General features: G+C 64.0%; 29 protein-coding genes. 16 read left to right on the top strand and 13 right to left on the bottom strand.

Annotation, left to right across the window (positions count from 1 at the left end):
- Nucleotides 1-21 precede the first annotated feature (21 nt).
- Genes G6P99_RS33000 through G6P99_RS32985 form a run of 4 tightly spaced genes read right to left on the bottom strand, consistent with a single transcriptional unit; the run spans nucleotide 22 to nucleotide 4,706 of the window.
- A complete protein-coding gene (locus tag G6P99_RS33000) occupies nucleotides 22-744 on the bottom strand; it encodes a formyltransferase family protein (RefSeq protein ID WP_029080087.1) in 723 nt (240 codons plus the stop codon).
- 40 nt (nucleotides 745-784) lie between these two features.
- A complete protein-coding gene (locus G6P99_RS32995) occupies nucleotides 785-1,441 on the bottom strand; it encodes a hypothetical protein (RefSeq protein ID WP_334261770.1) in 657 nt (218 codons plus the stop codon).
- A 3-nt stretch (nucleotides 1,442-1,444) separates the two neighbouring features.
- A complete protein-coding gene (locus G6P99_RS32990; RefSeq protein ID WP_334261769.1) occupies nucleotides 1,445-2,143 on the bottom strand; it encodes a hypothetical protein in 699 nt (232 codons plus the stop codon).
- A gap of 58 nt (nucleotides 2,144-2,201) precedes the next feature.
- Complete coding sequence (locus G6P99_RS32985; protein ID WP_165124989.1) at nucleotides 2,202-4,706, bottom strand: HAD family hydrolase; 2,505 nt, start codon at nucleotides 4,704-4,706, stop codon at nucleotides 2,202-2,204.
- A gap of 509 nt (nucleotides 4,707-5,215) precedes the next feature.
- On the opposite strand from G6P99_RS32985, the gene G6P99_RS32980 reads away from it, so the two are divergent.
- The 11 genes from G6P99_RS32980 to G6P99_RS32930 all read left to right on the top strand — a co-directional run bounded on the left by G6P99_RS32980 (nucleotide 5,216) and on the right by G6P99_RS32930 (nucleotide 15,370).
- Nucleotides 5,216-5,917 carry an RNA polymerase sigma factor gene (locus G6P99_RS32980; protein WP_029080086.1) on the top strand — a complete coding sequence of 234 codons (702 nt, stop codon included), beginning with the start codon at nucleotides 5,216-5,218 and terminating at the stop codon, nucleotides 5,915-5,917.
- A 140-nt stretch (nucleotides 5,918-6,057) separates the two neighbouring features.
- Nucleotides 6,058-6,882 (top strand): flagellin, encoded by an 825-nt coding sequence (locus G6P99_RS32975; RefSeq protein ID WP_029080085.1) that lies wholly within the window; start codon nucleotides 6,058-6,060, stop codon nucleotides 6,880-6,882.
- A 63-nt stretch (nucleotides 6,883-6,945) separates the two neighbouring features.
- Nucleotides 6,946-8,652 (top strand): flagellar filament capping protein FliD, encoded by a 1,707-nt coding sequence (gene fliD / locus G6P99_RS32970; RefSeq protein ID WP_029080084.1) that lies wholly within the window; start codon nucleotides 6,946-6,948, stop codon nucleotides 8,650-8,652.
- Nucleotides 8,652-9,083, top strand: a complete 432-nt coding sequence (fliS, locus tag G6P99_RS32965) for a flagellar export chaperone FliS (protein ID WP_029080083.1) — start codon at nucleotides 8,652-8,654, stop codon at nucleotides 9,081-9,083. The genes fliD and fliS overlap by 1 nt, the downstream gene beginning before the upstream one ends.
- A gap of 103 nt (nucleotides 9,084-9,186) precedes the next feature.
- Nucleotides 9,187-9,705, top strand: coding sequence for a hypothetical protein (locus G6P99_RS32960; RefSeq protein ID WP_334261766.1), 519 nt, complete (start codon nucleotides 9,187-9,189; stop codon nucleotides 9,703-9,705).
- 238 nt (nucleotides 9,706-9,943) lie between these two features.
- Nucleotides 9,944-10,612 (top strand): flagellar hook assembly protein FlgD, encoded by a 669-nt coding sequence (locus G6P99_RS32955; RefSeq protein ID WP_035976580.1) that lies wholly within the window; start codon nucleotides 9,944-9,946, stop codon nucleotides 10,610-10,612.
- Between the two features lie 19 nt (nucleotides 10,613-10,631).
- The gene (flgE, locus tag G6P99_RS32950; protein WP_029080081.1) at nucleotides 10,632-11,915 is read left to right on the top strand and encodes a flagellar hook protein FlgE; all 1,284 of its coding nucleotides are present in this window, start codon (nucleotides 10,632-10,634) and stop codon (nucleotides 11,913-11,915) included.
- Entirely contained in the window at nucleotides 11,912-12,163 is a 252-nt protein-coding gene (locus tag G6P99_RS32945) for a hypothetical protein (protein WP_029080080.1), read from the top strand. Before flgE ends, G6P99_RS32945 begins: the two co-directional genes overlap by 4 nt.
- Nucleotides 12,164-12,182: 19 nt before the next feature.
- On the top strand, nucleotides 12,183-12,638 hold the full coding sequence (locus G6P99_RS32940; RefSeq protein ID WP_029080079.1) for a hypothetical protein: 456 nt from the start codon (nucleotides 12,183-12,185) through the stop codon (nucleotides 12,636-12,638).
- 27 nt (nucleotides 12,639-12,665) lie between these two features.
- Complete coding sequence (gene flgK / locus G6P99_RS32935) at nucleotides 12,666-14,441, top strand: flagellar hook-associated protein FlgK (RefSeq protein WP_029080078.1); 1,776 nt, start codon at nucleotides 12,666-12,668, stop codon at nucleotides 14,439-14,441.
- A gap of 14 nt (nucleotides 14,442-14,455) precedes the next feature.
- Complete coding sequence (locus G6P99_RS32930) at nucleotides 14,456-15,370, top strand: flagellin (protein ID WP_165124986.1); 915 nt, start codon at nucleotides 14,456-14,458, stop codon at nucleotides 15,368-15,370.
- A gap of 16 nt (nucleotides 15,371-15,386) precedes the next feature.
- Here G6P99_RS32930 and G6P99_RS32925 read toward each other — a convergent pair whose 3' ends face one another.
- The 4 genes from G6P99_RS32925 to G6P99_RS32910 form a co-directional block, all read right to left on the bottom strand.
- On the bottom strand, nucleotides 15,387-16,325 hold the full coding sequence (locus tag G6P99_RS32925; protein ID WP_029080076.1) for a substrate-binding periplasmic protein: 939 nt from the start codon (nucleotides 16,323-16,325) through the stop codon (nucleotides 15,387-15,389).
- On the bottom strand, nucleotides 16,322-16,609 hold the full coding sequence (locus G6P99_RS32920) for a c-type cytochrome (protein ID WP_051346139.1): 288 nt from the start codon (nucleotides 16,607-16,609) through the stop codon (nucleotides 16,322-16,324). Before G6P99_RS32920 ends, G6P99_RS32925 begins: the two co-directional genes overlap by 4 nt.
- Before the next feature lie 76 nt (nucleotides 16,610-16,685).
- Entirely contained in the window at nucleotides 16,686-18,350 is a 1,665-nt protein-coding gene (locus G6P99_RS32915) for a methanol/ethanol family PQQ-dependent dehydrogenase (RefSeq protein ID WP_165129063.1), read from the bottom strand.
- Between the two features lie 232 nt (nucleotides 18,351-18,582).
- Nucleotides 18,583-18,828 (bottom strand): hypothetical protein, encoded by a 246-nt coding sequence (locus G6P99_RS32910; protein WP_245284607.1) that lies wholly within the window; start codon nucleotides 18,826-18,828, stop codon nucleotides 18,583-18,585.
- A gap of 202 nt (nucleotides 18,829-19,030) precedes the next feature.
- Between G6P99_RS32910 and G6P99_RS32905 the strand changes: the two genes are divergently transcribed.
- From G6P99_RS32905 to G6P99_RS32890, 4 genes are all read left to right on the top strand, one after another.
- The gene (locus G6P99_RS32905) at nucleotides 19,031-19,429 is read left to right on the top strand and encodes an EF-hand domain-containing protein (RefSeq protein WP_029080072.1); all 399 of its coding nucleotides are present in this window, start codon (nucleotides 19,031-19,033) and stop codon (nucleotides 19,427-19,429) included.
- A gap of 342 nt (nucleotides 19,430-19,771) precedes the next feature.
- Nucleotides 19,772-19,852, top strand: coding sequence for a pyrroloquinoline quinone precursor peptide PqqA (gene pqqA / locus G6P99_RS32900; RefSeq protein ID WP_009031067.1), 81 nt, complete (start codon nucleotides 19,772-19,774; stop codon nucleotides 19,850-19,852).
- A gap of 217 nt (nucleotides 19,853-20,069) precedes the next feature.
- Nucleotides 20,070-20,954 (top strand): hypothetical protein, encoded by an 885-nt coding sequence (locus G6P99_RS32895; RefSeq protein ID WP_051346135.1) that lies wholly within the window; start codon nucleotides 20,070-20,072, stop codon nucleotides 20,952-20,954.
- Nucleotides 20,955-21,050: 96 nt separating this feature from the next.
- Nucleotides 21,051-21,287 carry a hypothetical protein gene (locus G6P99_RS32890; RefSeq protein WP_029080070.1) on the top strand — a complete coding sequence of 79 codons (237 nt, stop codon included), beginning with the start codon at nucleotides 21,051-21,053 and terminating at the stop codon, nucleotides 21,285-21,287.
- A 125-nt stretch (nucleotides 21,288-21,412) separates the two neighbouring features.
- Here G6P99_RS32890 and G6P99_RS32885 read toward each other — a convergent pair whose 3' ends face one another.
- From G6P99_RS32885 to G6P99_RS32870, 4 genes are read right to left on the bottom strand one after another with little or no spacing between them, the layout of a single operon-like run.
- Entirely contained in the window at nucleotides 21,413-21,766 is a 354-nt protein-coding gene (locus tag G6P99_RS32885) for a hypothetical protein (protein WP_029080069.1), read from the bottom strand.
- Between the two features lie 41 nt (nucleotides 21,767-21,807).
- Nucleotides 21,808-22,518 (bottom strand): ABC transporter ATP-binding protein, encoded by a 711-nt coding sequence (locus G6P99_RS32880; RefSeq protein ID WP_029080068.1) that lies wholly within the window; start codon nucleotides 22,516-22,518, stop codon nucleotides 21,808-21,810.
- On the bottom strand, nucleotides 22,508-23,245 hold the full coding sequence (locus G6P99_RS32875) for an ABC transporter permease (RefSeq protein ID WP_029080067.1): 738 nt from the start codon (nucleotides 23,243-23,245) through the stop codon (nucleotides 22,508-22,510). Before G6P99_RS32875 ends, G6P99_RS32880 begins: the two co-directional genes overlap by 11 nt.
- Nucleotides 23,246-23,247: 2 nt before the next feature.
- Complete coding sequence (locus G6P99_RS32870; RefSeq protein WP_245284613.1) at nucleotides 23,248-24,180, bottom strand: ABC transporter substrate-binding protein; 933 nt, start codon at nucleotides 24,178-24,180, stop codon at nucleotides 23,248-23,250.
- Between the two features lie 149 nt (nucleotides 24,181-24,329).
- Between G6P99_RS32870 and G6P99_RS32865 the strand changes: the two genes are divergently transcribed.
- Nucleotides 24,330-24,671, top strand: a complete 342-nt coding sequence (locus tag G6P99_RS32865; RefSeq protein WP_371261155.1) for a hypothetical protein — start codon at nucleotides 24,330-24,332, stop codon at nucleotides 24,669-24,671.
- A gap of 24 nt (nucleotides 24,672-24,695) precedes the next feature.
- Here G6P99_RS32865 and G6P99_RS32860 read toward each other — a convergent pair whose 3' ends face one another.
- Nucleotides 24,696-25,520 carry a quinoprotein dehydrogenase-associated SoxYZ-like carrier gene (locus G6P99_RS32860; RefSeq protein ID WP_029080064.1) on the bottom strand — a complete coding sequence of 275 codons (825 nt, stop codon included), beginning with the start codon at nucleotides 25,518-25,520 and terminating at the stop codon, nucleotides 24,696-24,698.
- Nucleotides 25,521-25,534: the final 14 nt, after the last annotated feature.

The following is a 25,534-nucleotide window of genomic DNA, read 5'->3' as shown; positions in this document are numbered from 1 at the left end:
AGGCCCGGTTGGGCTCGGTGTTCAGGAGGCGGCGGCGAGCGGTGGCGAGACCACCTGCGGCGCCTCGGACGTCTGCGTGGCCGTCGTCGCCAGCTGGAAGCGGATGCCGTGCAGGGAAACGGCCAGCGGGATGCCGCGAAAATCGTCGTGGAAGGCGCGGATCCGACGCGCCAGCTCGCCGGCGCTGATGCCGGCGGGGAGTTCGCACATCTCCCGGTACATCCGCCGGGTGCTCTTGATGCCGCACCAGGCGATGTCCAATTCCTTCAGCGGCGAGGGATCGCAGGCGAGGTCGCGCGACATCCGCCAGAACAGATGGGCAAGCCGCACATAGGCAATCTGCTCGAGCCCGCGCACGCTGATCTTGTCGGGAATGATGAAGGACTCGACGCCGACGATCGGCCCGGCATCGACGCGCGCAGCCATCACATGGGCCGTCGCGCCGAAGGTGCGGGCTCCGTCATAGAGCGCGAAATGCGCCGGCGCCCAGCCCGGATATTGCGGCGGGCCGGGGTGGAAATTGTAGGCGCCATGACCGAGCGCGGCCAATGTGCTTTCAGGCACGATGACGCTGGTGGTGAACGCTAATAGCCGGGCTTCGCGCAGGACCTCCGGCTCGATCGCCGCGAGGTCGTCGGCCGCCACCACGCAGCGGAACGACAGCGCGGGATTGTGCGCCTTCAACAGTTCGGTGAGCGCGAATTGCTGGCTGGCGACGCCGGTGAGAAGGATGATGGTCTTCATGGTGCGGGTGTCCTTCCCCTGTTCAGCCCTTCAGCCGATATCAGCCGCGTTGACCGGCCATGACGACGACACTGCCGGCATCGCGGGATTGACCCACGGTGCGGAACAGATCGGCGGGCAGCGTCTGCCACGGCGCAATCTCGATGATCCGGTTGTTCGCGCTTTTCGCGGCCGACTTCGCCGCGCGGATATCGTCCTGCCAGGGACAGAGCGCGAGCTCGAGCCGGCCGAACCCGCCACAGTCGGCGACGAACGCGCCGGTCACCGCCTCGATGCTGGCGGCCATCTCGCGCGCGTCGCTGGTCGCGATATCGCGCATGATCACGGTGATCGCGGCATTCGAAACTGCCTGCGAGTTGATTACGATCATCGCGTCGCGGCCGCCGCTGCGGCAGGCGCGCCGCGCGGGGCGCATTGCGACGCCGAATTCGACGTCGGGTCCAAGATCGCTGTTATCGGTCGGCAGATTGTGAACGACGGTGGTGTGGCGGGGCGTGCCGACGTCCTCAGCGGGCGCATGGTACGAGCGCGGCAGCCAGGCGGTGTCGAGCGCCATCTGCGACGACGTCAGGCTCCAGGCCTGATCGAGCAGATAGCCCTCCCAGACCGCGGGATAGGCGGTCGCGATGTGATGCCAGTTGCGCAGCAGCGCTTCGGCGGCAGGCGACCGGCCAAGATAGAGGGTGCGCGCCGACATCTCCTACCGGTTCCACTTGTGGAGGGCGACGTCGCAATCGAGATATGACGGCAGCAGCGGCGGCTCGCTGAGCGTTGCATCGGCTTCGACGAAGAGCAGCGGCTCGCGATGCTCCTCCCACATCCGCAGCATGAAGGCTGATTTCTCAGATGCGAGCATCTGCTCGCCGTCCGCGGTGTCGATCGGTACGATGTCGCAGGCGATCTGAAATTCGGCGAGCTTCTGCCGGAGCGTGCCGGCATGATCGTCCCCGAGGGCGCGAGGATAGCAGGAGACCACGCGCAGCGATGCGTCGGATCGGGAGCCCTCCTCGGGCGCGATCGGGCGCCAATTGAGGCCGCCCCACCACATCTCGTGCGGACGGTCGGAGCTCGGCCCGATCGTACCGAAGTCGGTGAGCTTGGATTTGAGGAAGTCGAATGCCGGATTCTCGCCGAAGGGGATAACGACCGCACAGTCGGCGCGAAGCGACCGGTAAAGCATCTCGGCGGCCGGGCCGCTCGGCGGCTCAACGAGGATGACGACGCCGTGATCCCGCGCCGGAACTGAACCGGGCTGATGGACGGCTGCGCGTCCGAGCCGCGCGGACAGCCATGAGAGCCGCCGGCGCTGCGCCGCGTTGATCCGGATGCCGTTTGCCGACAGCAATTGGTCGAAATTCGTGTGCAAGCCGTCCGCTTGCGCCGTGTCAGCCGATGTCATGCCCGCGCTACCCCTCGTTAACCTTCTACGAGCGGGGCGGTCAGATCAGGCGGACAAATCACTTGCCGTTGGTTGCCGGCGTGCGATTGGCGCTGCGCCAGGTCAGCGTGGCCGAGGGGGCCTCGTTGCCGTCGCGGTCCCCGAGCGCAAGGATGCGGTCATGGTCGAGTGCGGTCAGCGCGACCGTGTAGATCGCAACATCGTCTTCGAAGCCGTCGACCGGGATCAGCAGCATGCCGTCGTCACCGGCGGCACGGAAGTGACGGCCGCTCCTCTCGATGCCGGCATCGGTGAGCCGTCCCTCGGCGATCGTCTTCATTTTCGAATTGTCCGCGGCCTTTGCGGCGCTCTCGCCGTACTGCACCGTGATGCCGTGGAGCATCCCGTTGCTGGTGAGCTTTGCCAGCGGCAGCGCGATGGTCGCGACCGCCATGCGGCGCGACAGCGGAATCCGCAGGCGAAGGTCGCCGAGCCCGGTGTGATAGACGTTGATGGCCTCAAGCGACGCCTGGCCGTCGTGGCGGAACAGGCCGACCTGCAGCGTCCCGCATTGAGCTTCGCCGAACACGTTCGCGGACAGGCGGTTGGCGCCGAACAGCGTGTAGAGATAGGCATGCGCCGGTGACAGGGCGGCAAAACTGCCGGCCAGCCACATCGGAGGTGCCGGGGCGGTGCAGGCGGACACGAGCCCGCGGGCGACGATGCAGTCGTTGACGAAGCTGGCGTCGAGCAGGGGCGCCAGCGCCTGGGTGCCGAGATTGACGTCATGTTTGATGCCGCCGAGCAGCACGAGCTCGTCGTCGTCTGGCAGCAGCAGCAGGCGTCCAAGCACAGCGGCGGCCCAGCGTGCCGCAACAGTGGGGTCCGCGTAAGGCTGCAGCGCGTAGCGCGGTGCCAGCTCGTGGGCGCGCGCGGCATAGGCCAGCACCCCCGACTGCACTTCGGTTGCGAGCGCCAGCTGCGCGGCTGGGCGCTGATCATCCTCGCGCAACACCTCGCCGCCACGATAGTCGCGCGCCGATCCTTCCGCAGAACAGCATAGCTGCTCCAACAGCGCGACGTTGCGGATCAGCATGCGTTTTACGTGCGGCGTGACGACCCGATCGGAAATCAGCCCCTCTGCGGTGTCGTCATCGGCGATGTCGTCGAAGGCATCGTCAAGCGTCAGCAGATAGGCGCCGTGCAGGCGGGTGCGAATGCCCTCGCGATCGAAGATCCGGCGCAGCGACTTCTGCACGCTAGCGGAATAGCCGAGATCGACGAGGATCAGGTCGGTGCAGTCGTCAAAATCCCGGATATGCGCGCGCAGATAGGCGAGCAGCCGTGCGCGGACCCCGGCAGCGATGTCGGTGATCTCGCGCGGATCCATCAGATCGGGCAGGGCGTCGGCGAGTTCGCGGCCGCTCGCGATGCCGTCAGGATATTGCGCGAAGAAACTCATCACCGCGGGCGGCTGCACCTTGACGATATCGACGAAGGTCGCCGCATCGATCTTGACGACCCGGCTCAAGAGTTCACAGAGCGGTTCGAGTGTATCGGCGGATCCGACCAGACTGACGCGGCGATTGATCTCGACATAGGCGCCGCTCTCGCCATGGTCTGCTTGCCAGACACGATGCGGCAGCAGGCCGTCGCGGCCGAGAAATCCGATCGCAACCCGCGCGCCCTCGCGGGCGAGCGCGGAGCGTCGCGCTTCGATGAAAGCGTCGAACGCCGCCATCACCGGGCCGAGCACGGTGACGCCGAGATGGAAGGCGGGAGAATGCTCCGCGCTCTGTGCCGTCACCGCGCGCCGCAGCGTGCGGGAGCCGCAATCGAGCCGCGACGGCTGATCGGGACACAGCAATTCGTAGATCGACGTCTCGCGCTGAAACTTGGAGGACAATGCCGCGCTGGCCTGCGGATAGTAGCGCGGGCGGATGCCATGACGGCGGGCGCCCTTGATATCGGCGATGTGGTTGTCGCCGATATGGAACGAGCTTGCCGCATCGATGCCTTGCTCGGCGAGATAGGCCTCGAACAGCGCCTCGCTCTTGCCAGAGCCGTGATCGCAGGATGCGTAGAGGAAATCCCAGGTCAGGCCGGGGCTGCAGCTGCGCAACAGCCGCGCGAGCTGGTCGGTGCTCCAGTAGGTGTCGGAAATGAAGCCAGTGCGAAAACCGCCGCGCTTCATGTCCAGATATTTCTCGAGCATTTCTGGATTGGCGCGACACAGCTCGAGCTCGACCTCGAACTCGATTCGCGCGAGATCGCGCAACGCATCGCGGCTCAAGCCGAACAGCCTGAACGGAAAGTACTTATAGATGTCGGCGATGTGCACTTCAGTGGAGCCGCTGCGCTCCAGCGCAACCTTGCGCGCGCGCGCTTCGGCCTGGATTCGATGCTGAACGAAACTGACGGACATATTTGGAAATTTTTCAGCAATGCGCGAAAGCTGAAAAACCCTTTCAAATACGCCATCTGGCGTCGTGCACGCACGCAACAGAAATGTATCGAAAACATCGAATGAACATGCAGAAACATTCTGCGCTCGACGCGTCGCGTCGACCGTCATGATCGTCATGCGCAAAATTCCCACCAGTCCTCATGCGTTGAACGCGTGCGTGAGACAAATCAGGCGCGCTGATCCAAAAAAGTTGATGTGCGATTCAAAAACGCGCGCTTCGCGACTGACAGATTCAAAAAATCCGATAACGTCGAAAAGGTGATTCGGAAAAAATTGCCTAGTCGCAATCGTCGAATGCAAGATGGCGACCAACGGCGATGGATCACTCGCATGCTCCGCGCATGCGTGTGTTCGCGTGGCGTTAGTTGGTGTGACAACAGCGTTTTCCGGCGCGACGATCTCTTCCCGCGGGCATGCAAGGCGATGCTGAACGACTGCTCCAGATCCCGTCGAACTTTTCCTTGCGCGCTGACGCAGCGGCAGCTTTTGCCGGGCAGTCGGCAAAAACATCCAGCTAAGCATTTGAAAAATAACAAAAAATCTTCGCCTGGTTTGCCCAGCCCCTCCGTTCAACGCTCAGAAGCCGCATGGGATGTGTGCCAGCGGCGCTGGTTGGAGAGCGGGGCATGAGTTACGCGCTTGATATGACGGCAGCGGCCGAGATCGAGGCTACAACAGCCGCGGTCGCGCCAGTCGAGACGGCTGCGCCCTGGAGCGACGTTCCCACGGTCGCCGATGCAGGCCCGCTCGACACCGTCGAGATCCAGGACGAGGACAAGGAGCTGCTCGACCGCCTCGCCGCCGGCGACGAGGCGGCGTTTCGTGCTCTGGTCGAACGCCATGTCGATCGTGCCTACGCGATCGCGCTGCGCATCGTCGGCAACGCCGCCGACGCCGAAGACGTGGTGCAGGACACGATGCTGAAAGTGTGGACGCATCGCGGCCGCTGGCAGCACGGCCGCGCCAAGTTCTCGACCTGGCTGTATCGCGTCGTCAGCAACCGCTGCATCGATCTGCGCCGCAAGCCGCGCACCGAGAATGTCGACGTCGTGCCCGAAGTCGCCGATACCCAGCTCGATGCCTCGACCGTCATCGAGCGCAACGAAATCGGCAATCTTCTGGAGGTGGCGATGCAGCGGCTGCCCGAGCAGCAGCGCGTTGCGGTGATCCTCTCCTATCATGAGAGCATGAGTAACGGCGAGATCGCCGAGGTCATGGATACGACCGTGGCCGCGGTGGAGTCGCTGTTGAAGCGCGGGCGGCAACAGCTGCGCGAAATGCTGAAGCGGCACGAACGTGACCTGCGCGGCGCGTTTACCGACTGCTAACCATAAATTCCGGCTTCTGAAGTTTTTGCGCCTGACCACCGGCGGCCGACCCGTTTGATCGGGCGGACGGGGGCTGGATCCGCGTCACCTCTCTTTTTCACGATGCGGCATGCCATGCCCCATCAGCACAGGAGCTACTCATGCCGGCAATTTCCACCAACACCGCCGCCAACTCCGCGGTCCGCTACCTCAACATCAACTCGCAGCAGGAAACCAGCGCGCTGTCGAAGCTGTCGAGCGGCTCGCGTATCACCTCGGCCTCCGACGACGCGGCCGGTCTCGCGATCTCGACCCGCATCTCCTCCGACATCACGACGCTGCAGCAGGCCGCCACCAACGCGGCGCAGGCGACCTCGATCCTGCAGACCGCCGACGGCGGCGCCTCCAACATTTCGGACATCCTGGCCCGCATGAAGTCGCTGGCCTCCGAGTCCGCCTCCGGCACCGTGGCCGACTCCAGCCGCGCCTACATCAACTCGGAATTCACGCAGCTCAAGGGCGAAATCGACTCCATCGCCTCCGGCACCCGCTACAGCAGCCAGAGCTTGCTCGATGGTTCGAGCGTGTTCTCCTCGGGCGTCTCGGTGCTGGTCGGTTCGACCTCGGCCGACACCATCACGATCACGCTGACCAGCCTGACGGCGTCCTCGCTCGGCGTCACCTCGCTCGACGTCTCCAGCCTGTCGAGCGCGACCAGCGCGATGTCGGCCCTCGACAGCGCGATCGACACCGTGTCGTCCGCCCGCGCCGAGATCGGTGCCCAGGAGTCGCGCTTCAACTTCAGCGCCGACTCGATCTCGACCCAGACCCAGAACCTGCAGTCCGCCAATTCGGCGATCAAGGACGTCGATATCGCCTCCGAGCAGGCGACGCTGTCCTCGGCCGAAGTGAAGACCCAGGCCGCGGTTTCGGCGGAAACGGCGGCGAACCAGATGCCGCAGTACCTGCTCAAGCTGCTTGGCTAATTCGAAGGACAGATCGGGCCGGCATGATGCCGGCCCGATTTCCATTGCGGCGGAAGTGTCGACATGACGGTTAGCAGCGCCACCTCGAGTACATCAGGCACGACGTCGTCGAGTTCTGCCAGCTCTGCCAGCACGGTGACCACGACCGGCACGACCAATTCGACCAGCATCGACTGGGACGCCCTGATCGAAGCCGAGGTCGACGCCAAGCTCGCGGCGGCAACCTCGATCACCACGACGATCACCGCGAACCAGGCCAAGGTCACGGCCTACCAGTCGCTGCAGACCGAGCTGTCGACTTTGGCAACCGGGTTGTCGTCGCTCAGCTCGTCGATCATCAATTCGATCGCCACCAACGCTTTTGCCACGCGCTCGGCGACGATTTCGTCCACCGGCGACGTCAGTGCCTCCTCGGCGCTCAACATGAGCGTGAACAGCGGCTCGGCGACCGGCGATCACACGCTCCAGATCACCCAGCTCGCGACCGCACAGAAGGTGATCGGCTCCTCGCAGTCGAGCTCGTCGACGGCGCTGGGCCTCGCCGGCACGTTTTCGCTGGGGCTCGCGGGCGGCAGCGGCACCGCGATCTCGATCACGAGCGGCATGACGATGCAGGATGTCGTCGACACCATCAACGCCCAGACCTCGAGCACCAATGTCCAGGCCTCCATCGTCCAGGTGTCGAGCGGGTCCTATGAGATGGTGCTGACCGGGACCGAGGACGCCGCCGACATCACCTATTCCTCGACCTCCGGCGACGACATCCTGAACAAGCTCGGCGTCACCGACACGTCGGGTGCCTTCACCGACGTGCTGCAGAAGTCGCAGTCCGCGGAATTCACCCTCGACGGCATCGCGCTCACCCGCAACACCAACGACATTTCCGACGTTCTCTCGGGCGTCACCTTCGATCTGCTGCAGCCGACGCCGAGCGGCACCAGCCTGAACATCAGCATCCAGACCGACACCAGCCAGATCACCTCCGCGCTGCAGACTTTCGTCACCAACTACAACGCATTCCGCGACCAGGTGATCGCGCAGTCCGCGCAGAATTCCGACGGTACGGCCTCATCGAGCGCCGTGCTGTTCGGCGATAGCACGATGCGCGATATCATGACCGAGCTGCAGCAGGTGCTCAGTGGCTCCGTGGGCGGCATGACGATGGCCGACCTCGGCCTGTCCTTCAACGAGAACAACGAGCTGCAGCTCGATACCGGTACGCTGTCGACCGTGCTGACGCAAAATCTCGCCGGCGTCACCCAACTGCTGTCGGCGCAGACGACCACCTCGTCCAGCCAGCTCAACGTCGTCAACACCGGCACATCGCCGCAATCGTTCACGCTCGACGTGACGGTGGATTCGACCGGCACGCTGAGCGGCGCTTCGGTCGGCGGCGACAGTTCCGGCTTTTCGGTGGTCGGCAACACCCTCATCGGCAATTCGGGCACGATCTACGCCGGCATGGCATTCACCTACACCGGATCGACCTCGCAATCGATCACCGTGACGTCGACGTCCGGCCTTGCATCGCAGCTCTATCAGCTCGCGCATACCAGCTCCGGGACCAGCGGTCAGTTGCAGACCATGATCACCAATTTGCAGTCGCGCGATACCGATCTGCAGTCCCAGGTCAGCGACATCCAGAGCAATGCCGCGACGTTCAAGGCGCAGCTGCAGGTCCAATACGCCAATTATCAGGCTGCCATCGAAAGCGCGAACAACACGCTGGGCTACCTTAAAGCACTCCTGGATTCAGCATCGAGTAACTGATGACACAGAACGCTACCGCCTACCTTGCCAACAATGCCTACCGATCCGCCGCAGTGGCGGTGCCGCCGCTGAAGGCGGTGGTGATGCTGTGCGACGGCGCGATCACGCTGTTGCAGAAGGCGCTGGACGCGCACGAGGCGAAGCGCTTCGAGGAAGGCCACACCTATCTGACGCGGGCGACCGCGATCCTGCGCGGACTGAGCCACAATCTCGACTTCACCCGTGGCGGCGCGATGGCCGATCGGCTCTACCGCACCTACAACGCCCTGATCATGGCGTGCCTGCGTTCCTATGGCCGGCCGCAGGCCAGGGAGAATTTCCGGCGCATCATCGCCAGCCTGACGGAACTCCGCGACGCCTGGAAGTACGTCGAGGCCACCGCCGGCAAGGCCGCCAAGGCCAAAACGCTCGAATCAGCCGCCGGCCGCTAGGCGCGGCTGAGGCACGAATCGCCCGGCGAGACCGCTTCGCCGGTGGTGCAGGACGCCCCGCGGAAGGCGTCCTGGTGGGGAAAATAGCCGCCTGACGGACACCATGCTGGACGTGACGCACCGGCGGCGGAAATTGATTTCCGCCGTCCCGCGAATGCTTTATGACAGCCTTGGCGACGAGGCTGGATCTGCGCGCGCGATGGACGTTGCGATATTCGAAGACCTGATCGACCGGCTGGGGGAGGATCTGTCCCGCTGGCCCGACGATCAACGTCTTGCCGCCGTCCAACTCCTCGCATCCTCGGCCGAGGCGCGGACGCTCTATCAAGAGGCGAGCGCGGTGCGCCGGGCGCTTACGGCGCCGCCGGTTCGCGCGCCCAAGGGGCTTGTCGATCGCATCGTGACCGCCGCGGCGAAACTGCCCCAAGAGACGGCACAAGAGACGGCCTCGGAGCCGGCCGCGCCGGCGGAACAGCCGAACGATGCGCAAGCTCCGGATGATACCGCACAGCAGGGCAAGGTGTTGCCCGCGCTGTTGCTGGCCCTCTGCCTGTTGCCAGCATTGGCGCCGCCGGCATTGATGCTCGGCGAGCCGGATTTGCCGATCAGCCTCTCGCTCTAGGCTCTCCACATTCCTTTTGCGCCCGCGGCCCGGTGTCCGCGGCAGGTCGCCTGCGCCCGCTCGGCGCGCCGTGAGCCCGCAGCCGACGCGGCAAATTCTGCCGATTAATCAAGTGATTCCGCGCGAATGAATCCGCGCCTGAAATCGGCGCGTCGTCCGTTTTATCTGCGAACGACTTCACGATCCAAATGTTCCAACGCGTTCCGCCGCCTTAGCCCGCGGCGAAGAGAGCCTTGTCATGACCGTCTCCTCGGCAACCTCTGCTGCAGCCTCCGCCGCCTCGAGTTCGTCGAGTTCATCGTCGAGCGCATCGATGGGGATGAGCTCGACCGATTTTCTCAATTTGCTCGTCAGCGAACTGCAGAACCAGGATCCGCTGAACGCCACCAGCACGACCGACTTCATCAACCAGCTCACTTCCTACGCCAACTTCACCGAGCAGCAGTCGACCAACGCCAGCATGACGTCGCTGGCGAGTTCGTTCTCGAGTCTCGTGACGTTGAACTCGGTCAACTATATCGGCCACACCGTCGAGGCGAAGACGAGCACGGCCGAACTGACCAATGGCTCGGCGACCTTCGGCTACTCGCTCACCTCGGCCGCTTCCAACGTCGCGATCACGATCCAGGATTCCTCGGGCAACACGGTCTGGAGCGGCAAGGGGACCGGAAACGCCGGTTCAAACAGCTTCACCTGGAATGGTCAGACCACGAGCGGCACCCAGCTCAGCGATGGCGGCCAGTACACGATCCAGGTGACCGCGACCGACGCCGCCGGAAACTCGCTGCTCAGCTACACCACGATGACGGGAACGGTGACCGGGATCGATGCCTCCGGCTCGACGCCCTCGTTGCTTGTGAATGGCGTCCCCGTCAGCGCCGCCAACATCATCGGCGTCACGTCCTGATTGCTTCCGGAGTATTATCATGAGTCTCACTGGTGCACTTTCCTCGGCGATCTCGGCGCTCAATGCGCAGAGCCAGTCGCTGGCAATGATTTCCGACAACATCTCCAACGCCGATACCACGGGTTACAAGACCACCTCGGCGATGTTCGAAGATCTGGTGACGGCGTCGAACAGCGCCACCTCATATACGTCCGGCGGCGTCACGGTGTCCGGCCGTGCCAACATCACCCAGCAGGGATTGCTGGCCGCGACCACCAACGCCACCGACGTTGCGATCCAGGGCAGCGGCTTCTTCGTCACCACCAACGCGACGTCGGGCGGCACCACCTCCTATACGCGCAACGGTGCGTTCACCACCGACAACGCCGGCTATCTCGTCAACAACGGCAATTACCTCGAGGGTTGGCGCACCGACGCTGACGGCAACATCGTTGGCAACGCCTCGGCCGCGAGCCTCGGGCCGATCAACACCCAGGTGGCATCGACCAGCGGCAGTGCCACCACCAAGACCACAGTCGCGGCGAATCTGCCGGCCGATGCCGCCGTCAACGCGACCTTCAACAGCTCGATAACGGTCTACGATTCGCTCGGCACGGCGAGCACGATCCAGATCGATTGGAAAAAGACCGCCGACAATACCTGGCAGGCGAGCTTCGAGCAGCCGAAGCTTGCGTCGGACTCCAGTACGGCCAGTGCGAACGCGATCACCGACACGGTGGATATTACCTTCAACAGCGATGGCTCGCTTGCCTCGACGGTGCCGAGCCCGCCAACAATCTCGGTGACCGGCTGGAAAGATGGTGCGGCCGACAGTTCCGGCACCAGCGCCATCACGCTCAATCTCGGTACGGTCGGCAAGACCGACGGTCTCACGCAATATTCGTCGGGCGAAACCACGCCAGCGGTCGATCTCACGAGCATCACGTCGGACGGCCTGCCCTACGGCAAGCTGAGCAGCATCTCGATCGGAAAGGGCGGCGTGGTCGACGCGACCTATTCCAATGGGCAGACGATCGCGATCTACAAGATTGCGGTCGCGACCTTCAGCGATCCCAACGGATTGAGCGCGGCCAGCGACGGCATGTACTCCGCGACGGCGGCCTCCGGCAACGCCACGCTGCAGACTTCGGGGAGCAACGGTGCCGGAACGATCTACGGCAGCGAGCTGGAATCCAGCACCACCGACACCAGCGGCCAGTTCTCCAACATGATCTCGGCGCAGCAGGCCTATTCCGCGGCCTCGCAGGTGATCACCACCGTCGACAAGATGTTCGATACGCTGATCTCGGCGGTGTCGCGATGATGACCGCAAAGAATGACCGCCTGCTGGTCCGGCTTCGGCGGCTGAAGGCGAGGGCCGCTTCAGCTCAGCCGAATGACCGGGCGCAGCTCACTGCGCTGCTCGACGATGTGGAGACATTGCGCGGCGAGCTGATGCGCGAATGCGCGCGGCTCGACCAGGAACTCAACCGGGCCACGGTCCGGGTAACGGCGATCACCGCGTATGGGCGCAGCGCACAATCGGTCCGCGCCCTGCGTCGCGGACACTAGCTTGAACGGGAGCGATGACATGACACCGGAACGCAACATCAAGATCAATCCCGCGGGCAATGACGAGCGCGCGAGGTCGTTGATCGCGCTGATCGACAATCTGATCGCGATCGTCAACGAGGAGAACGTCGAGCTCGCCAAGGGCCTGCCGGCCTCGCGGCTGAAGCAGGTCGACGAGAAGAACCGGCTTGCCACCCTGTTCGAGCAGTGCGTGGCAGAGGCCGTTGGCAAGACCGCAAACCTCAACGTCCAGGATCGGGTGCTGCGCGAGCAGCTGATGGACCGGATCCTGAAGCTCCGCGGGGCGATGGACGAGAACGTGATGCGGTTGCGTGCGGCGATCGATGCCAGCAATCGCCGGATCGAGGCGATCATGCAGGCGATCCGCGAGCAGATCGCCAACGTATCGCCCTACGGGGCCGGCGGCCGTCGCGTCACGCCCGCGATGTCCTATGGCACAAACGTGCGGGCCTGATCTGGTCCGCGCCGGAGGGAGTTAGCCGTGTCGTCGCTCGATATTGCACGAAGCATTGCATTCAGCGGGCTGTCGGCCACGCAGGTGCAGATCAGCGTGACCTCGGCAAATATTTCGAATGCCGATACCAAGGGCTATACCGAGAAGACCGCCAACCAGAGCGCCAGCGTCACCGGCGGCGTCGGTACCGGCGTCACGATCACGGGGATCACCAGCGCCGTCGACAAGCTGCTCCTGAAGTCGCTGGTCGGGGCCGATTCCGATCTCGGCGCCGCCGACACCACCAACAGCTTTCTGACCGAGCTCCAGCAGCTCTATGGCAGCACCTCGAGCGGGGACAGCTCCACCACGGGCACCTCGCTTGCCAACACGCTCGCGGCCTTCGAATCGGCATTGTCGTCGCTGGCGAGCACGCCGAGCAGTGCGTCGCTGCAGTCGAACGCGGTCAGCGCGCTTGCCGCGGTCACGACGCAACTTCAACAGACGTCGAGCGGCATCCAGACGCTGCGCTCCAATGCCGACCAGGACATCGCGTCGTCGGTCACCGACATCAATTCCGATCTGCAGCAGATCTCCGACCTCAACAAGCAGATCAAGCAGCAGGCCGCAACCGGGCAGTCGACCGCCGATCTGGAGGACCAGCGCAACAGCGCGCTGCAGGACCTCGCGTCGATGATGAATGTGAGCTATTTCACCACGTCGACCGGCGATCTGCAGGTCTATACCGGATCGGGGCAGGCGCTGGTCGACAGCACGGCGCATCCGCTGAGCTATACGGCGTTGCCCAGCGTCACGGCTTCAACGACCTACAGCGCAGGATCGTCGAGCGGCTTCAGCGGCATCATCGTCAACGGGGTCGACATCACCTCGCAGATCTCCTCCGGCAAGGTCAGCGCGCTGATCACCCTGCGCGACCAGACGTTGCCGGCCGCACAATCGCAGCTCGATCAACTCGCCCAGCAGCTTGCCACGAGCGTCAATGCCGTGTCGAACCAGGGCACGTCGGTGCCGCCGCCGTCCAGCCTGACCGGGACCGCCACCGTGAGCAGCGCGACGCCGTTGTCGGCAACCGGCACGGTGCGCATCGCGGTTGCGGACAAGAGCGGCAATCTCGCGTCCTACAAGGATCTTGATCTGTCGTCCTACGCGACGGTCGGTGATCTCGTTACCGCGATCAACGGCATCTCGGGCCTGTCAGCGTCGGTCGATGCCAACGGACATTTGTCAATTTCGGCGACCGGGTCCGGCAACGGCGTCGCCATCAACGAGATGACGAGCTCGGTCGGCAGTTCCGGTGATGGGTTTTCGGATTATTTCGGGCTCAACGACCTGATCACGGGGACTGGCGCGTCGGATATCGCGGTCCGCAGCGACATCCTTAACGGCACGGCGGCGCTGCCGACGGCAACGCTCGATGCGTCATCCACGCTGACGGTCGGAAATTCGGTGCTGTCGCCGGGCTCCGCGACGGTGGTGAACGCGCTCTCGAGCACGCTGACGGGGTCGACCAATTTCGCCATGGCGGGCGGGCTCGGCGCCACCACCGGCTCGTTCACCGATTATGCCGCCGCGATCGTCGCCAACGTCGCAAGCAAGGCGACCCAGGCGTCGGCGACCTACACCGCCAAGCAGACCGCGCAATCGACCTATGCGAGCTCGCTGTCGTCGCAGTCCGGCGTCAACCTCGACCAGGAAAGCGCGAATCTGAGCTCGTTGCAGAACAAATACGCTGCCGCGTCCCAGATCATTACGACCATCAACGCCATGTTCTCGGCGCTGATGACCGCGATGAGCGCAAGCTGAGTGAGGCCGCTGTCATGATGATGCGTGTTGCCACCTTTGCACAATCGGAACAGATGATCACCAGTGCGCTGCGGGTGCAGGCGGTGATGGCCAACGAGCAGGTGCAGGAGTCCTCCGGGCTGCAATCCGAGGATTTCGGCGGTTACGGCTCCGGCGCCGGTCGGGTCATCAATCTGCAGGTCTCGGTGACGCGCGCCCAGTCCTATATCGATGCCAGTAATCTCGCCGACAACAAGGTGCAGGCGATGTATTCGGCGGTCGGCTCGGTGACGGATATCATCACGCAGCTTCGGACCCAGCTCAGTGCCGCGACCACCGGCAGCAGCACGGCGACGGCGTCGGTGATCAACTATGCCCAGCAGGCGATATCGCAGATGCAGGGACTGCTGAACACGCAATATGACGGCGAATATGTCTTCAGCGGCGCCCGCACCGACACTGCCCCTGCGGATCTGTCGACCTTCGACACCGGCACCGGCACCGGCTCGCTGACGACATCAGACACCAGCTACTACAAGGGCGACAGCGAGATCGCGTCGGTGCGCGTCTCCGACAGCCAGTCGATTTCCTACGGCGTCACAGCTGACAACCCGGCCTTTGAGCAGGTGATGCGGCTCTTGAAGTACGTCGGCAACAGCACGACACTGTCGTCGAGCGATATTTCGCAAGCGCTCGACCTTGCCAGCAATGCGCTGGATGCGACGTCAACGGTGCAGGCGAAGCTTTCGACAGCGGCTTCGCAGATCGAGACCGCCAGCACCAACCAGAGCGACTACCAGAATTTCGCAAAGACCCTGTCGACCAACCTCACCAGCGTCGACGTCGCTGCAGTGACGGCGCAGCTTTCGACCTATCAGGCGCAGCTGACCGCATCCTATTCGGCGATCGCCAAGATCCAGGGCCTGAACCTGGCGAGCTATCTGCGATAGCAGGCCACAGGTCGCATCAGCGGTTCAAGATCTTCAGCCAGACATCGCCGAGGATGATCGGTTCGCGCGGGGCGAGCCAGGTGAGGCCGGCGGCCTTGCCAAGCTCGGCGATGCTGCCCTTGCTTTGCATATCCTCAAGCGCCTTGTTGACGGCCTCCAGCAGCGCCTTGTCGGTTTCGAGCGCAACGTAGCCGCGGTTGGCGCCGATCGGATAATAGTAGCCCGAGGCCGTGATCCTGGTGTCGGGATGCTCGGCGCGGTAGGCGTCGAACCGGCGCAGGTCGAGCAACGTGGCGTCGAATTCGCCGCGCTCGAGCTCGCCCAGCAGGTCGCTGCGCCCCGGAACGAGGTGGGTGATGTCGTCGATCAGCTTGCCCTTGTCGAAGGTCATCAGGATGGCATCGCCGAGCGTGCCGCTTTCGATCGTGAGGCGAAGCCCGGCAACATCGCCGATATCGGTGATCTTGCGGTCCTTGAGCTTGTCCTTGGCCTTGGGACCGAGCACGACGGTCATCGGCGAGTAGATATAGGGCCGGCTCGGCACCAGCACGCCGATCGGGATCCGCCGGCGCCGATCCTCGCGGGTGGCGCCGTCGAAGTCCGGCAGCTTGGCCGTCGTGACGCCGGGCACCCTCAGCGAGTCCGTGGTGAGGGCGTAGCCGCCGACCAGCGCGCAGCGTCCGTCCGACAGCAGCGCGTTGGCTTCGAGCGCGGGACTCGAATCCTCGTCGAGCTTGCTCTCGAACCACTGGATCTTGAGCGGCCGCCCCAGACGCTCGGCAATGGCCTGCGCGAGCGCCACGTCGAAACCGGCATCCGGCTTGCCGCGATGATGCGCCGACAGCGGCGGCAGATCCTCGTCGAGACATACCTTGAGCGGGTCGCCGGCGGCATACGCGACCGGCATCGCGGTGAGCAGCAGAGCCGTCGCTGCGCCCGCAAGCAGAGCCCTCATGGCGTCCTCCGGCTCGACACGAAGGCCCAGACGTCGGCGATCTCCTGTTCGTTCAGGATGTCGACCCAGGGCGGCATCTTGCCGTTCTTGCCTTGCTTGACGGTCGTCACGAAGCGCGTCTTGTCGTCGGGGAAGGCGCGCAAGTCCGGCGTGATGGTGCCGGAGTTGACCATGTTGGGCCCATGGCAATGCGAGCAGTTCTTCGCGTAGGTGACCTTGCCCTCGTCGGCCTGACCGGAAAGATCGATTGCACTGGTTTGCTGTGCGGCAGCCGGGATCAGCATGATCAAGGCCGCCGCGACGGCGGCGAAGATCGCCGCCGTCAACAGGGTTACTCTTTCAGTCACGTGCGCTCCGCGCTCAGTTCTTGACCGCGAAGACCCACAGCGACCCGCCGGGCGGCACTTTCGCCAGCCGCTCGTCGCCGGAGAACAGTGCGTAGACGCCGCCATAGCCCGAGGTCACCGCGACATACTGCACGCCGTCCTGCTGCCAGGTGACGGGCTGCCCTTCGATGCCGGAGCCGGTCTGGAACTGCCAGAGCTTCTTGCCGGTGTCGGCGTCGAACGCCTCGAACTCGCCGGTCAGCTGACCGGAGAACACCACACCGCCGGCGGTGGAGAGCACGCCGGAGAAACGCGGAATGTCGCTCGGCGCTTCCCACTTGGCCTTGCCGGTCATCGGGTCGATCGCCTTGAGATGGCCGCGCGGTCCGGTGCCCCATTCCCAGGGATCGGTGAGGTCCATGCCGAGGTACCACTCGCCCTGCTTGAACGTCACCGGCTCGGCCTTGTACTTGCCGCCGAACGCCAGCGTGTTGGCGTAGGCGAGGCCGGTCTGCGGATTGTACGACATCGGCTCCCAGTTCTTGCCGCCGAGGATCGACGGATAGACGGTGACCTTCTTGCCGTCACGCGCATCCTTGCTGACGTCGGTCTCGATCGGGCGCCCGGTCTTCATGTCGATGCCGGTGGCCCAATTGACCTTCACATAGGGATTGGCCGCGAGCAGCTTGCCGTTGGTGCGATCGAGCACGTAGAAGAAGCCGTTGCGGTTGGCATCCATCAGCACCTTGGTCGGCTTGCCCTCGACATTCATGTCGGCGAGCACCATTTCGGCCACCGAGTCATAGTCGAACGGATTGTTCGGCGAGAACTGGTAGTGCCACTTGATCTTGCCGGTCTTCGGGTCGAGCGCGAGCACCGAGCAGGTGTAGAGGTTGTCGCCCGGGCGCACCGCCGAATTGAACGGGCCGGGATTGCCGATGCCCCAATACACCGTGTTCAATTCGGCATCATAGGAGCCGGTGATCCAGGTCGATCCGCCGCCGAGCTTCCAGGTATCGCCCTTCCAGGTGTCGCCGCCGGGCTCGTCCGGCGTCGGGATCGAGTGGGTACGCCAGAGGCGCTTGCCGGTCGCGGGATCCCAGCCGTCGATGAAGCCGCGGGTGCCGAATTCGGCGCCCGAGATGCCGGTGATGACAACGCCGTCGGCGACCAGCGGCGCCACCGTCATCGAGTAGCCTTCCTTGATGTCGGCGGCCTTCTCGCGCCACAGCTCCTTGCCGGTCTTGGCATCGAGCGCGATCACGTTGGCGTCGAGGGTGGTGCGGAACACCTTGCCGTCATAGAGCGCCGCGCCGCGATTGATGATGCCGCAGCAGACGATACGCGGCGTCTCGGCGGAATACTCGACCTTGGTCTTCCAGATCTGCTTGCCCGTCTTGGCGTCGATCGCGATCGTGGCGCTGTGGGTGGTGACGTAAAGGACGCCCTGGTAGACGAGCGGCTGCGATTCCTCGCTGCGGTCGTCGTTCAAGCTGTAATTCCAGACCGGCACCAGATTCTTGACGGTGTCCTTGTTGATCTGGTTCAGCGGCGAGAAGCGCTGAAGATTGTAGCCCATTCCATAATTGAGAACGTTCGATGTATCAGTCGCCCCCTTGACCAACTGTTCGTTGGTCTGCGCGCTTGCACCATACGATGCAAGAATCACGAGGCTTGCGGCCAGCGCAATGCGTCTCATCATATCTCCTCCCAATGAACCTTTTTGCTGCACGCCTATTCCCTGACGTTGCGGATGCAACCATCGGCCTGAAAGCAAAACGGGTCAATACGAAAACGTGAACGAACCCCAGCGAACGCCCCAGGGCGGCCGAAGCGTCAGGTTTTTCGCAGATGCGTCCGTAGCTTACCGCGGCGTGGAATACACAACACCACGCGTGGCCCGCGGTTATGTCGCAGCGCGCACGGTTCGATCAGCTTGACGGCGAATGAGGACAGGCACTCGGGCGCGGCTTCATGCCCCGCTTGTCCGGCGGCACATTGCAATTGTCGATGCGCTGCTCGTCGGTCCATTTGCGGCCGAGCCGCTCCTTGCCGGTGAGCGTGCGTTGCTGGACCGCCTCCGCGGATCGGGCAGGGGCTCTGGTCTGTGCCGACATCGGCGCGATCAGGCCGAGCACGACAAGGAAGCCCAACGCATTCCTGCAAATGCCGCTCATGGATGACCTCGTTCATTCGGGTGCGATGCGTCAGGACTCCAGAGATGACCCGGTGGGGAGGTCTCGTTCCACCCGAAACCCGACGAGCGCTTACCGGCTGTGCAAACTGTACGACGCGTCTCCAAAGCTGTTATGCTTTGTCTCGATTTGCAGCGCGCGCGCTTCGTCACGTCGCCGGAGCGGCACGCAAGGGAGACGAATGATGATTTCGCGCCGATCGCTTGCTTTGACTTTGGCCATGGCCGCCCTCGCGGGCCCCGCTTTGGCGGCATCCGGCCGCGGCAGCGTGCTCAAGATGCTCGATCCCGACAATGACGGGACGGTCGACCTTGCCGAAGCCAAGAAGGCGGCCGCCGTCCTGTTCGCGAAGCTGGATCCTGACCATGACGGCACGCTCGACGTGCGCGAATTGCGCGGACGGCTGACCGCAAAAGAGCTGGCGATGGCGGATCCGGATCACGACGGCACCCTGACGCTCGACGAATATCTCGCGGTCGTCGAGCAGCGCTTCAAGGCCGCCGATCCCGACAATGACGGAACGCTGGATGCGAAAGAGCTGAAGTCGCGCGCCGGGCGGGCACTGCTGCGCCTGCTCAAATAAGCTTCCGGCAGCACCCTCCACGGGGCCGATTCCGGTCATTGACGCCGGAATCCGGCGCATAACAAAAAAAGTTGCGATTTCGCTCTTGGGCAAGACTCGGCCGCCGTGTTCGGGTCTCCTTATCCGTGCGTCGCTGCCCGGCAGCCGGAATATGCCTGACAGAACAGTGTCGGAATTTCCCAACCGTTCCAAAGCCGGGCAGGCGTCAGCGAGCCGTCGTCCGTTCCGGCATGTCCAGCAGCGAAGTCGGGTCCCGACCACCCCAGCTTGCGCCCTGGAAAACCCAGCCCTAGCTTGCCGCGCGGCGCGAAGCTTGCGTCAACTTATACTTGGGAGAAGGAAATGGCCTGGAAAACACCGAAGATCGTCGAAGTGCCGGTGGGCATGGAAATCAACATGTACGCCTGCGCAGCGCGCAAGTAACGCAATAATGTGAGACAGCCTGCCCGGCTGGTGCAGCTTGCTGCATCGGGCCGTGGCAGGCGTCTTTCGCGCAAAGTACCTTCGCGGCTCTGACACAGTCGCTCGAACAGCGTCCCTCACATCCTTCCCACAGGACCTTGAGACCGACATCGCCCGCGCGATTGGCGGGCCACACTGCTTTGTCCTACAGTGCGGTTCAAGGTGGTGCTACGGGACGATGAATCTCGCAATCAAGATCGGGCGTTGGGTAGGCGTGGTGTGCGCGGTGGTTGCCGGCGTCGCCGCGGCGTTGCCGCTCGGCGCCTATGCCGAGGGTTTTGATACCGAGCACATCTTCGGCTTCATGATCGGCTCTGATGTGGGCGAGGTCGGCGAGCGCGAGTTTCAGACTCAGACCACCGGGCGCTTCGCCAAGGACGGCGGACGGTATCGCACGCTCAATCAGGAATTGGAGCTCGAACTCGTTCCGGCGCCGAATTTTCGCGTCGAGCTCGGAACGTCGTTCTCGGCCTACGACATCAATCGCGTCCCGGGCTTTGACGATCGCCGCCAATTGTCGTGGCAGGGCGTCTCGGCCGATTTCCGCTATCGCTTTCTCGATCGCGAGGCGGCGCCATTCGGCATGACCGTCGCGTTGGAGACGCGTGCCGACCGCATCGACGAAGTGACGGCCGCGGCCGTCCGCAGCTACGGCACCGAGCTCACGCTGGCGTTCGACCGCGAAGTGATCCCGAACTTTGTGGTGGCGGCTTTGAACGTCAGCTATGAGCCGGAATGGACGCGGATACCGCGCACCGGTACAGCAGAGCAGGACGCCACGGTCGGCGTTGCGCTCGCGCTGATGGCCAAGGTGAAGCCGGATATCCTGATCGGCGGCGAAGCGCGCTATTTCCGGAAGTATGAGGGGATCGGCCTCGATGAACTGTCCGGGCAGGCGCTGTTCATCGGACCTACCGCTTATTTCCAGCTCTCCGAGCGCTCACGCCTGACCGCGACCTGGAGCGTCCAGGCCTGGGGGCAGCACGCCGGGAGCAGCGGCGCCCTCGATCTGGTCAATTTCGAGCGCCATCAGGCGCGGCTGGTGTACGGTCTCAACTTCTAGGTTCCCACGTCCTCTCACGGGGCTGTGAAACTCTGTCTTGGCTGAATACGTATTCCGTCGTGTTATCTATTTCATGAGCACGCTTAGGGATCGCGCATGAACCCGATTGATCTGATCGTCACTGTATGTGCCGTGCTGTCGCCCGCCACCTGCGAGGAGCAGCATCTGGTGTTCAACTGGAGCGGCTCGCTGCAGCAATGCGCCATGGCCGCGCCGCCTTACATCGCGCAATGGGTCGGCGAGCATCCGAAATGGACCGCGGTACGATGGCGCTGTGAGTATCCGCACAGCAATGATCGCGCTGACACGGGCGGCGAGCCGCCGGCCGGCTAGAGTGCGATTGGTCCGGGTTCAATCGTCGTCGCGCTCCAGCTTCTCGTTTTGAGCATGATCTCCGCGCAAACGCGTTCCGCGTTTGTCGCGAGGGAAAACCGCTTCACACTTTTCCGGATCATGCTCTATTTGTTGCAATCCTTCAGGTCCTTGTCGGAAATCGAAAACACGGCGTCGGCCTTGATCTCGATGTCGCGGACAAAGCATTGCTTGGCACCGCTGTAGCCGACCTTGGCGTCGTAGCGGCCGGGCTCGACGCCGGTGATGCGCAGGCGCTCATCGTGGTCGACTTCCTTGTCCTTGTCGTTGAGCGTCTGGTTGGGACCCCACTCGCTCTTGCCCGCCGGCGACAGCTCGAAGCTCGAAATCGTGGCGCTGGTCAGATTCCACAGCCGGATTCCCTTGCCCTTGCTTTGGGCCAGCACCGCGCCCGGCAGCACAAGCAACGCAACTCCAGCAGCAATCAACGCACGCGACATCCAACGTCTCCCTTACGCCTTTGTCCAAGGATGACGGCGTCTCACATATTTGCAAGGTCCAACTGTGAGAGCTGCCGCTTGATTTCGTCGATCTGGGCTTCATCGCGCGACGCGCGCGGCGCGGCGATGGTCTCGACGTGAAGGATCCGCGCCGGCCGCGGCGACAGGAAGAACAGGCGGTCGCCGAGGCGGACCGCGTCGTCGAGGTCGTGAGTGACCAGGAGCGTCATCATCTTCCGGCTTGCCACCAGGATCGCGACCTGGTCGCGCAGCCGACCCGCCAGTGCATTGTCGAGCGAGGCCAGCGGCTCGTCGAGGATCAGGAAATCCGGCTCGATGGCGAAGGCGCGGGCGAGCGCGACGCGGCGGGCGAGGCCGAGCGACAGCTCGCCGGGGAAATGGTTGCGGTGCACGGTCAGTTCGAGCACCTCGAACAGCGCCGAGAGCGTGCTGTCGTCGACATGAGGTGCGGCCAGCCGCACATTCTCCTCGACGGTGCGCCAGGGCAGCAGCCGTGGCTCCTGGAACACCATGCCGAGGCGCATGCCGGGTGAGCGCGCGACGTGGCCCTGGTAGTTGCCGTCGAGCCCGGCGAGGATCCTGAGCAGGGTGCTTTTGCCGCAGCCCGACGGGCCGAACAGCACGCCAACCTCGCCGGCATTCAATGTGAAGGTGACGTTGTCGAGCACGTCGTGCCGCTTCCCGGCCGCGCTCGCAAAACTCTTGCCGGTGATATTGACCTCAAGCTGCACGGAGCCGCCACCGCGTTAGCCTGGTTTCAAACGGCTGCACCAGCAGGGTCTCGATGACGAGCACGACACCAGCAAAGCTTAGCGAGTAGGCGAGCAGCAAGGGGATATCGAACAGCTGGAAGGCGACGCCGATCTCAAAGCCGACGCCGTTCGGCCGGCCCAGATATTCAGCAACCAGAACGATCTTCCACACCAGCGAGAGCCCGGAGCGCGCCGCGGCCGCGATGTAGGGCGCAAGCTGCGGCAGGATCACATGCCGGAAGGCGCGGCCGCGCGGTAGGGCAAACGCCGCTGCCATCTCGTCGAGCGCGGGATCGAGCGCGCGGGCGCCCTCACGTAGCGTGACGACGGCGGTCGGCAGTTTGTTGATGGCGATGGCCGCGATCGCGGCGACCTCGGTCAGTCCGGCCCAGATATAGGCCAGCACGATGACGACGAGTGCCGGCAAATTGAGCAGCAGGATCAGCCAGGGGTCGCCAAGGCGGTTGGCCAGCGAGACGCGGCCCATCAGGTAACCGATCGCCGAGCCGAGCGCCATGGCGAGCGTGAAGGCCAGCGCGACGCGCGCCAGCGTTGCACCGAGATTGAGGAACAGCGCCCCCGATCGGGCTTCGGCGACGAGCACAGACAGCACCGCCGGCGGTGCCGGCAACTTCGCATCGCCGATCAGCAGCGAGGCGATCCACCAGGTCGCGATGAACAGCGCGAAGGACAGGAGGCGCAGCACCTTTAGTCTCCTGGGATCGCTTGATAGAACGTGCCCGGATCGAGCTCGGTTGCCGTGCCGACCAGCTCGCGGCCGCCGAGCTGCGCCAGCACCCGGTAGAGTACGCGCGCATCCGCTTCTTCGTCCGCGATCGACCGGCGCGGGATACCTTCGCGGTAGCGGTCGCGATAGGCATGCACGGTTGCGGCATCCTGCGCACCGGTGAGCGGCGCGATCGCATCCCATTCGGCGTCCGAGGTCGCCAGGATCTGCTTTGCGGCGCGCGTCACGGCGATGAAACGAGCCACCAGATCCCTGTTGGCGTTGGCCCAGGCTTCGTCGAACACGTAACCGATCATTGCGATGCGGCCCTTGCTGCCGAGCTTTTGCAGGATCTCCTCCATGCCGGCGAGACGGCGGAAGCCCTTGGCTTCAAGCGCGGCGCAGAAATTCCAGTAGTTGAGCGTCGCGTCCATCTCGCCGTCGAGCGTCTTGGCCGTAAGCAGTGGCGGCGCGCCATAGACGATGGTCGACTGCGACTTCAGGTCGACGCCGTCCTGCTTCATCGCGGCCTGCAGCAGCAGCCAGTTCTTGTCGATCGCGCCGCCGGCAATTGCGAGCTTGCGTCCCTTGAGGTCCGCGAGCGTCTTGAGCGGCGAGGCGGCGGGGACCATCACAGCCCCCAGCGCGCTCGAATAGGGATAGAACTGCAGCTTGGCGCCGAGCGAACGCTCCCGCGACACCCAGGGCCAGTCGGACACCATGACGTCGGCCGAGCCGGCGCGCAACGCGATCTTGCCGGCCTCGGGGCTGGCGAGCTCGGTGACGTCGATCGTCAGATTGGCCTTCTTGTCGAGGCCATGGGAGCGAATGACGGCCAGTTCCCAGGCCAGCGTTCCGGTCTTCTGCGCTGCAATGCGGATGGTCTCCGCGTTGCACGAGGTGCCGAACTGCATGACCGCCAGGACTGCCGCAGCCAACACCGTGCGAACAGAGATGATCATCGTTTCTTGTGCCACTTCCCCGAATGTTTTCTTTTCTGATCAGCATCCATAGCATAGCTTGCGCGAAGAGAAGAGGAAGCAGGACCATGGCAGGAGCTGGCATGCTACGACCGATTGTCGCCGTCTGGGTGCTCGCCGGGACGGCCATCAGCGTGCGGGCCCAGGAGATCAACGACTATCCGACCTCCGCACGGGCCGAATATGTGTTCGGCTGCATGAAGGCCAATGGCGAAGGCCGGCAGTCGATCGAGCAATGTTCCTGCTCGATCGACGTCGTCGCATCGATCATCCCTTATGATCGCTACGTCACCGCCGAGACGGTGCTGAGTATGTCGCAGGTGCGCGGCAATCTGGGCGGCCAGTTCCGCTCGTCCGAGCAGGCCGCGAACGCGCTCAATGACCTCAGGCGCGCCCAGGCCGAGGCCGAGGTCAGGTGCTTCTAGTGTCTGTCGTGGACGGATGGCGCGTCAGGTCCCGGGATTCTCGACCTTCCACTCGTGCTCGAAGACGTGCCCGTCGGTGTCCTTGGCTTCGGCACGGAAGAGCTTTGCGCCATTCGAGACGTAGGTGAAGCGGATATTGGGATCCTCGGAAATCGAGATTCCTCCCTCCATCGCCAGCACCGGACTGTCGTCCTGCCAGATGTGCAGCTCGTTGACGAAGAAGGCCGGGATATAGAGCTGCGTGACCTGGTCCATCTGCAGGCCTGAATTGTTCGGATGCCCGATCATGATCTGGGCTTCCCGCGTGCTGGTCGCCGGACCCTGTTCGGACTTCGTAAACTGGCGGTAGCGCATCTGGCCGAGGCGGTTTTTCGCCTCCTCGACGTTCTTGCCGGCCGGCGCCGAACAGCCGCCGGATGCCTTGACATAGACCTTGCTGACATAGAGCTTGCCGTCGCTGAGTTCCGCGACGGCGTGCACATTGGTGTAGTTGTTGACGCGGACGCGGGTCGAGATCTCGCTGACGTTGGCGCTCGGCCCCAGCGTGAATTTCGCGGCCATGGGCGCCGGGTTCTCGTCGATGACAAGCGTGATCGCGACGACGCGGCGGCTGTCGCTGGGCGGCAGCTTGGTACGCAGCGTCACCGGGACGATCGCGGCGTCTTCCGCGCGCGCCGGCATCTCGATGCCGATGACGTCGCCGCCGTCGTTCATCGGGCGGTTGCTGAAGATGTCCTGGACGAGGCCCGGCCAGGGATCATAGGCCTCGGCGGCGGGCGCAGCCGATATGCCCAGCGTCATCGTGAGCAGGCTGGCGATGCAAAGCAGGCGGGCGCGATGTCGAGGCATGTTCGCGAAATCCT

The sequence above is a fragment of the Bradyrhizobium sp. 6(2017) genome, assembly GCF_011058295.2.
Lineage (GTDB): Bacteria > Pseudomonadota > Alphaproteobacteria > Rhizobiales > Xanthobacteraceae > Bradyrhizobium > Bradyrhizobium septentrionale.
Note: the sequence above shows the minus strand (reverse complement) of the source record. Positions and strands in the feature narration are given on the sequence as shown.

Excerpts from the sequence above, each read along its gene's own strand:
- flgE (WP_029080081.1), top strand. The coding sequence starts at position 10,632 with ATGAGTCTCACTGGTGCACTTTCCTCGGCGATCTCGGCGCTCAATGCG.
- fliS (WP_029080083.1), top strand. The coding sequence starts at position 8,652 with ATGACACAGAACGCTACCGCCTACCTTGCCAACAATGCCTACCGATCC.
- G6P99_RS32905 (WP_029080072.1), top strand. The coding sequence starts at position 19,031 with ATGATTTCGCGCCGATCGCTTGCTTTGACTTTGGCCATGGCCGCCCTC.
- G6P99_RS32920 (WP_051346139.1), bottom strand. The coding sequence starts at position 16,609 with ATGCTGATCCCGGCTGCCGCACAGCAAACCAGTGCAATCGATCTTTCC.
- G6P99_RS32890 (WP_029080070.1), top strand. The coding sequence starts at position 21,051 with ATGAACCCGATTGATCTGATCGTCACTGTATGTGCCGTGCTGTCGCCC.
- G6P99_RS32960 (WP_334261766.1), top strand. The coding sequence starts at position 9,187 with ATGCTGGACGTGACGCACCGGCGGCGGAAATTGATTTCCGCCGTCCCG.
- G6P99_RS32995 (WP_334261770.1), bottom strand. The coding sequence starts at position 1,441 with ATGTCGGCGCGCACCCTCTATCTTGGCCGGTCGCCTGCCGCCGAAGCG.
- G6P99_RS33000 (WP_029080087.1), bottom strand. The coding sequence starts at position 744 with ATGAAGACCATCATCCTTCTCACCGGCGTCGCCAGCCAGCAATTCGCG.
- G6P99_RS32940 (WP_029080079.1), top strand. The coding sequence starts at position 12,183 with ATGACACCGGAACGCAACATCAAGATCAATCCCGCGGGCAATGACGAG.
- G6P99_RS32975 (WP_029080085.1), top strand. The coding sequence starts at position 6,058 with ATGCCGGCAATTTCCACCAACACCGCCGCCAACTCCGCGGTCCGCTAC.
- G6P99_RS32925 (WP_029080076.1), bottom strand. The coding sequence starts at position 16,325 with ATGAGGGCTCTGCTTGCGGGCGCAGCGACGGCTCTGCTGCTCACCGCG.
- G6P99_RS32885 (WP_029080069.1), bottom strand. The coding sequence starts at position 21,766 with ATGTCGCGTGCGTTGATTGCTGCTGGAGTTGCGTTGCTTGTGCTGCCG.
- G6P99_RS32955 (WP_035976580.1), top strand. The coding sequence starts at position 9,944 with ATGACCGTCTCCTCGGCAACCTCTGCTGCAGCCTCCGCCGCCTCGAGT.
- G6P99_RS32930 (WP_165124986.1), top strand. The coding sequence starts at position 14,456 with ATGATGATGCGTGTTGCCACCTTTGCACAATCGGAACAGATGATCACC.
- G6P99_RS32980 (WP_029080086.1), top strand. The coding sequence starts at position 5,216 with ATGAGTTACGCGCTTGATATGACGGCAGCGGCCGAGATCGAGGCTACA.
- G6P99_RS32910 (WP_245284607.1), bottom strand. The coding sequence starts at position 18,828 with ATGAGCGGCATTTGCAGGAATGCGTTGGGCTTCCTTGTCGTGCTCGGC.
- fliD (WP_029080084.1), top strand. The coding sequence starts at position 6,946 with ATGACGGTTAGCAGCGCCACCTCGAGTACATCAGGCACGACGTCGTCG.
- G6P99_RS32865 (WP_371261155.1), top strand. The coding sequence starts at position 24,330 with ATGCTACGACCGATTGTCGCCGTCTGGGTGCTCGCCGGGACGGCCATC.
- G6P99_RS32915 (WP_165129063.1), bottom strand. The coding sequence starts at position 18,350 with ATGAGACGCATTGCGCTGGCCGCAAGCCTCGTGATTCTTGCATCGTAT.
- G6P99_RS32945 (WP_029080080.1), top strand. The coding sequence starts at position 11,912 with ATGATGACCGCAAAGAATGACCGCCTGCTGGTCCGGCTTCGGCGGCTG.
- G6P99_RS32990 (WP_334261769.1), bottom strand. The coding sequence starts at position 2,143 with ATGACATCGGCTGACACGGCGCAAGCGGACGGCTTGCACACGAATTTC.
- pqqA (WP_009031067.1), top strand. The coding sequence starts at position 19,772 with ATGGCCTGGAAAACACCGAAGATCGTCGAAGTGCCGGTGGGCATGGAA.
- G6P99_RS32870 (WP_245284613.1), bottom strand. The coding sequence starts at position 24,180 with ATGCAGTTCGGCACCTCGTGCAACGCGGAGACCATCCGCATTGCAGCG.
- G6P99_RS32860 (WP_029080064.1), bottom strand. The coding sequence starts at position 25,520 with ATGCCTCGACATCGCGCCCGCCTGCTTTGCATCGCCAGCCTGCTCACG.
- G6P99_RS32895 (WP_051346135.1), top strand. The coding sequence starts at position 20,070 with ATGAATCTCGCAATCAAGATCGGGCGTTGGGTAGGCGTGGTGTGCGCG.
- G6P99_RS32985 (WP_165124989.1), bottom strand. The coding sequence starts at position 4,706 with ATGACGATCATGACGGTCGACGCGACGCGTCGAGCGCAGAATGTTTCT.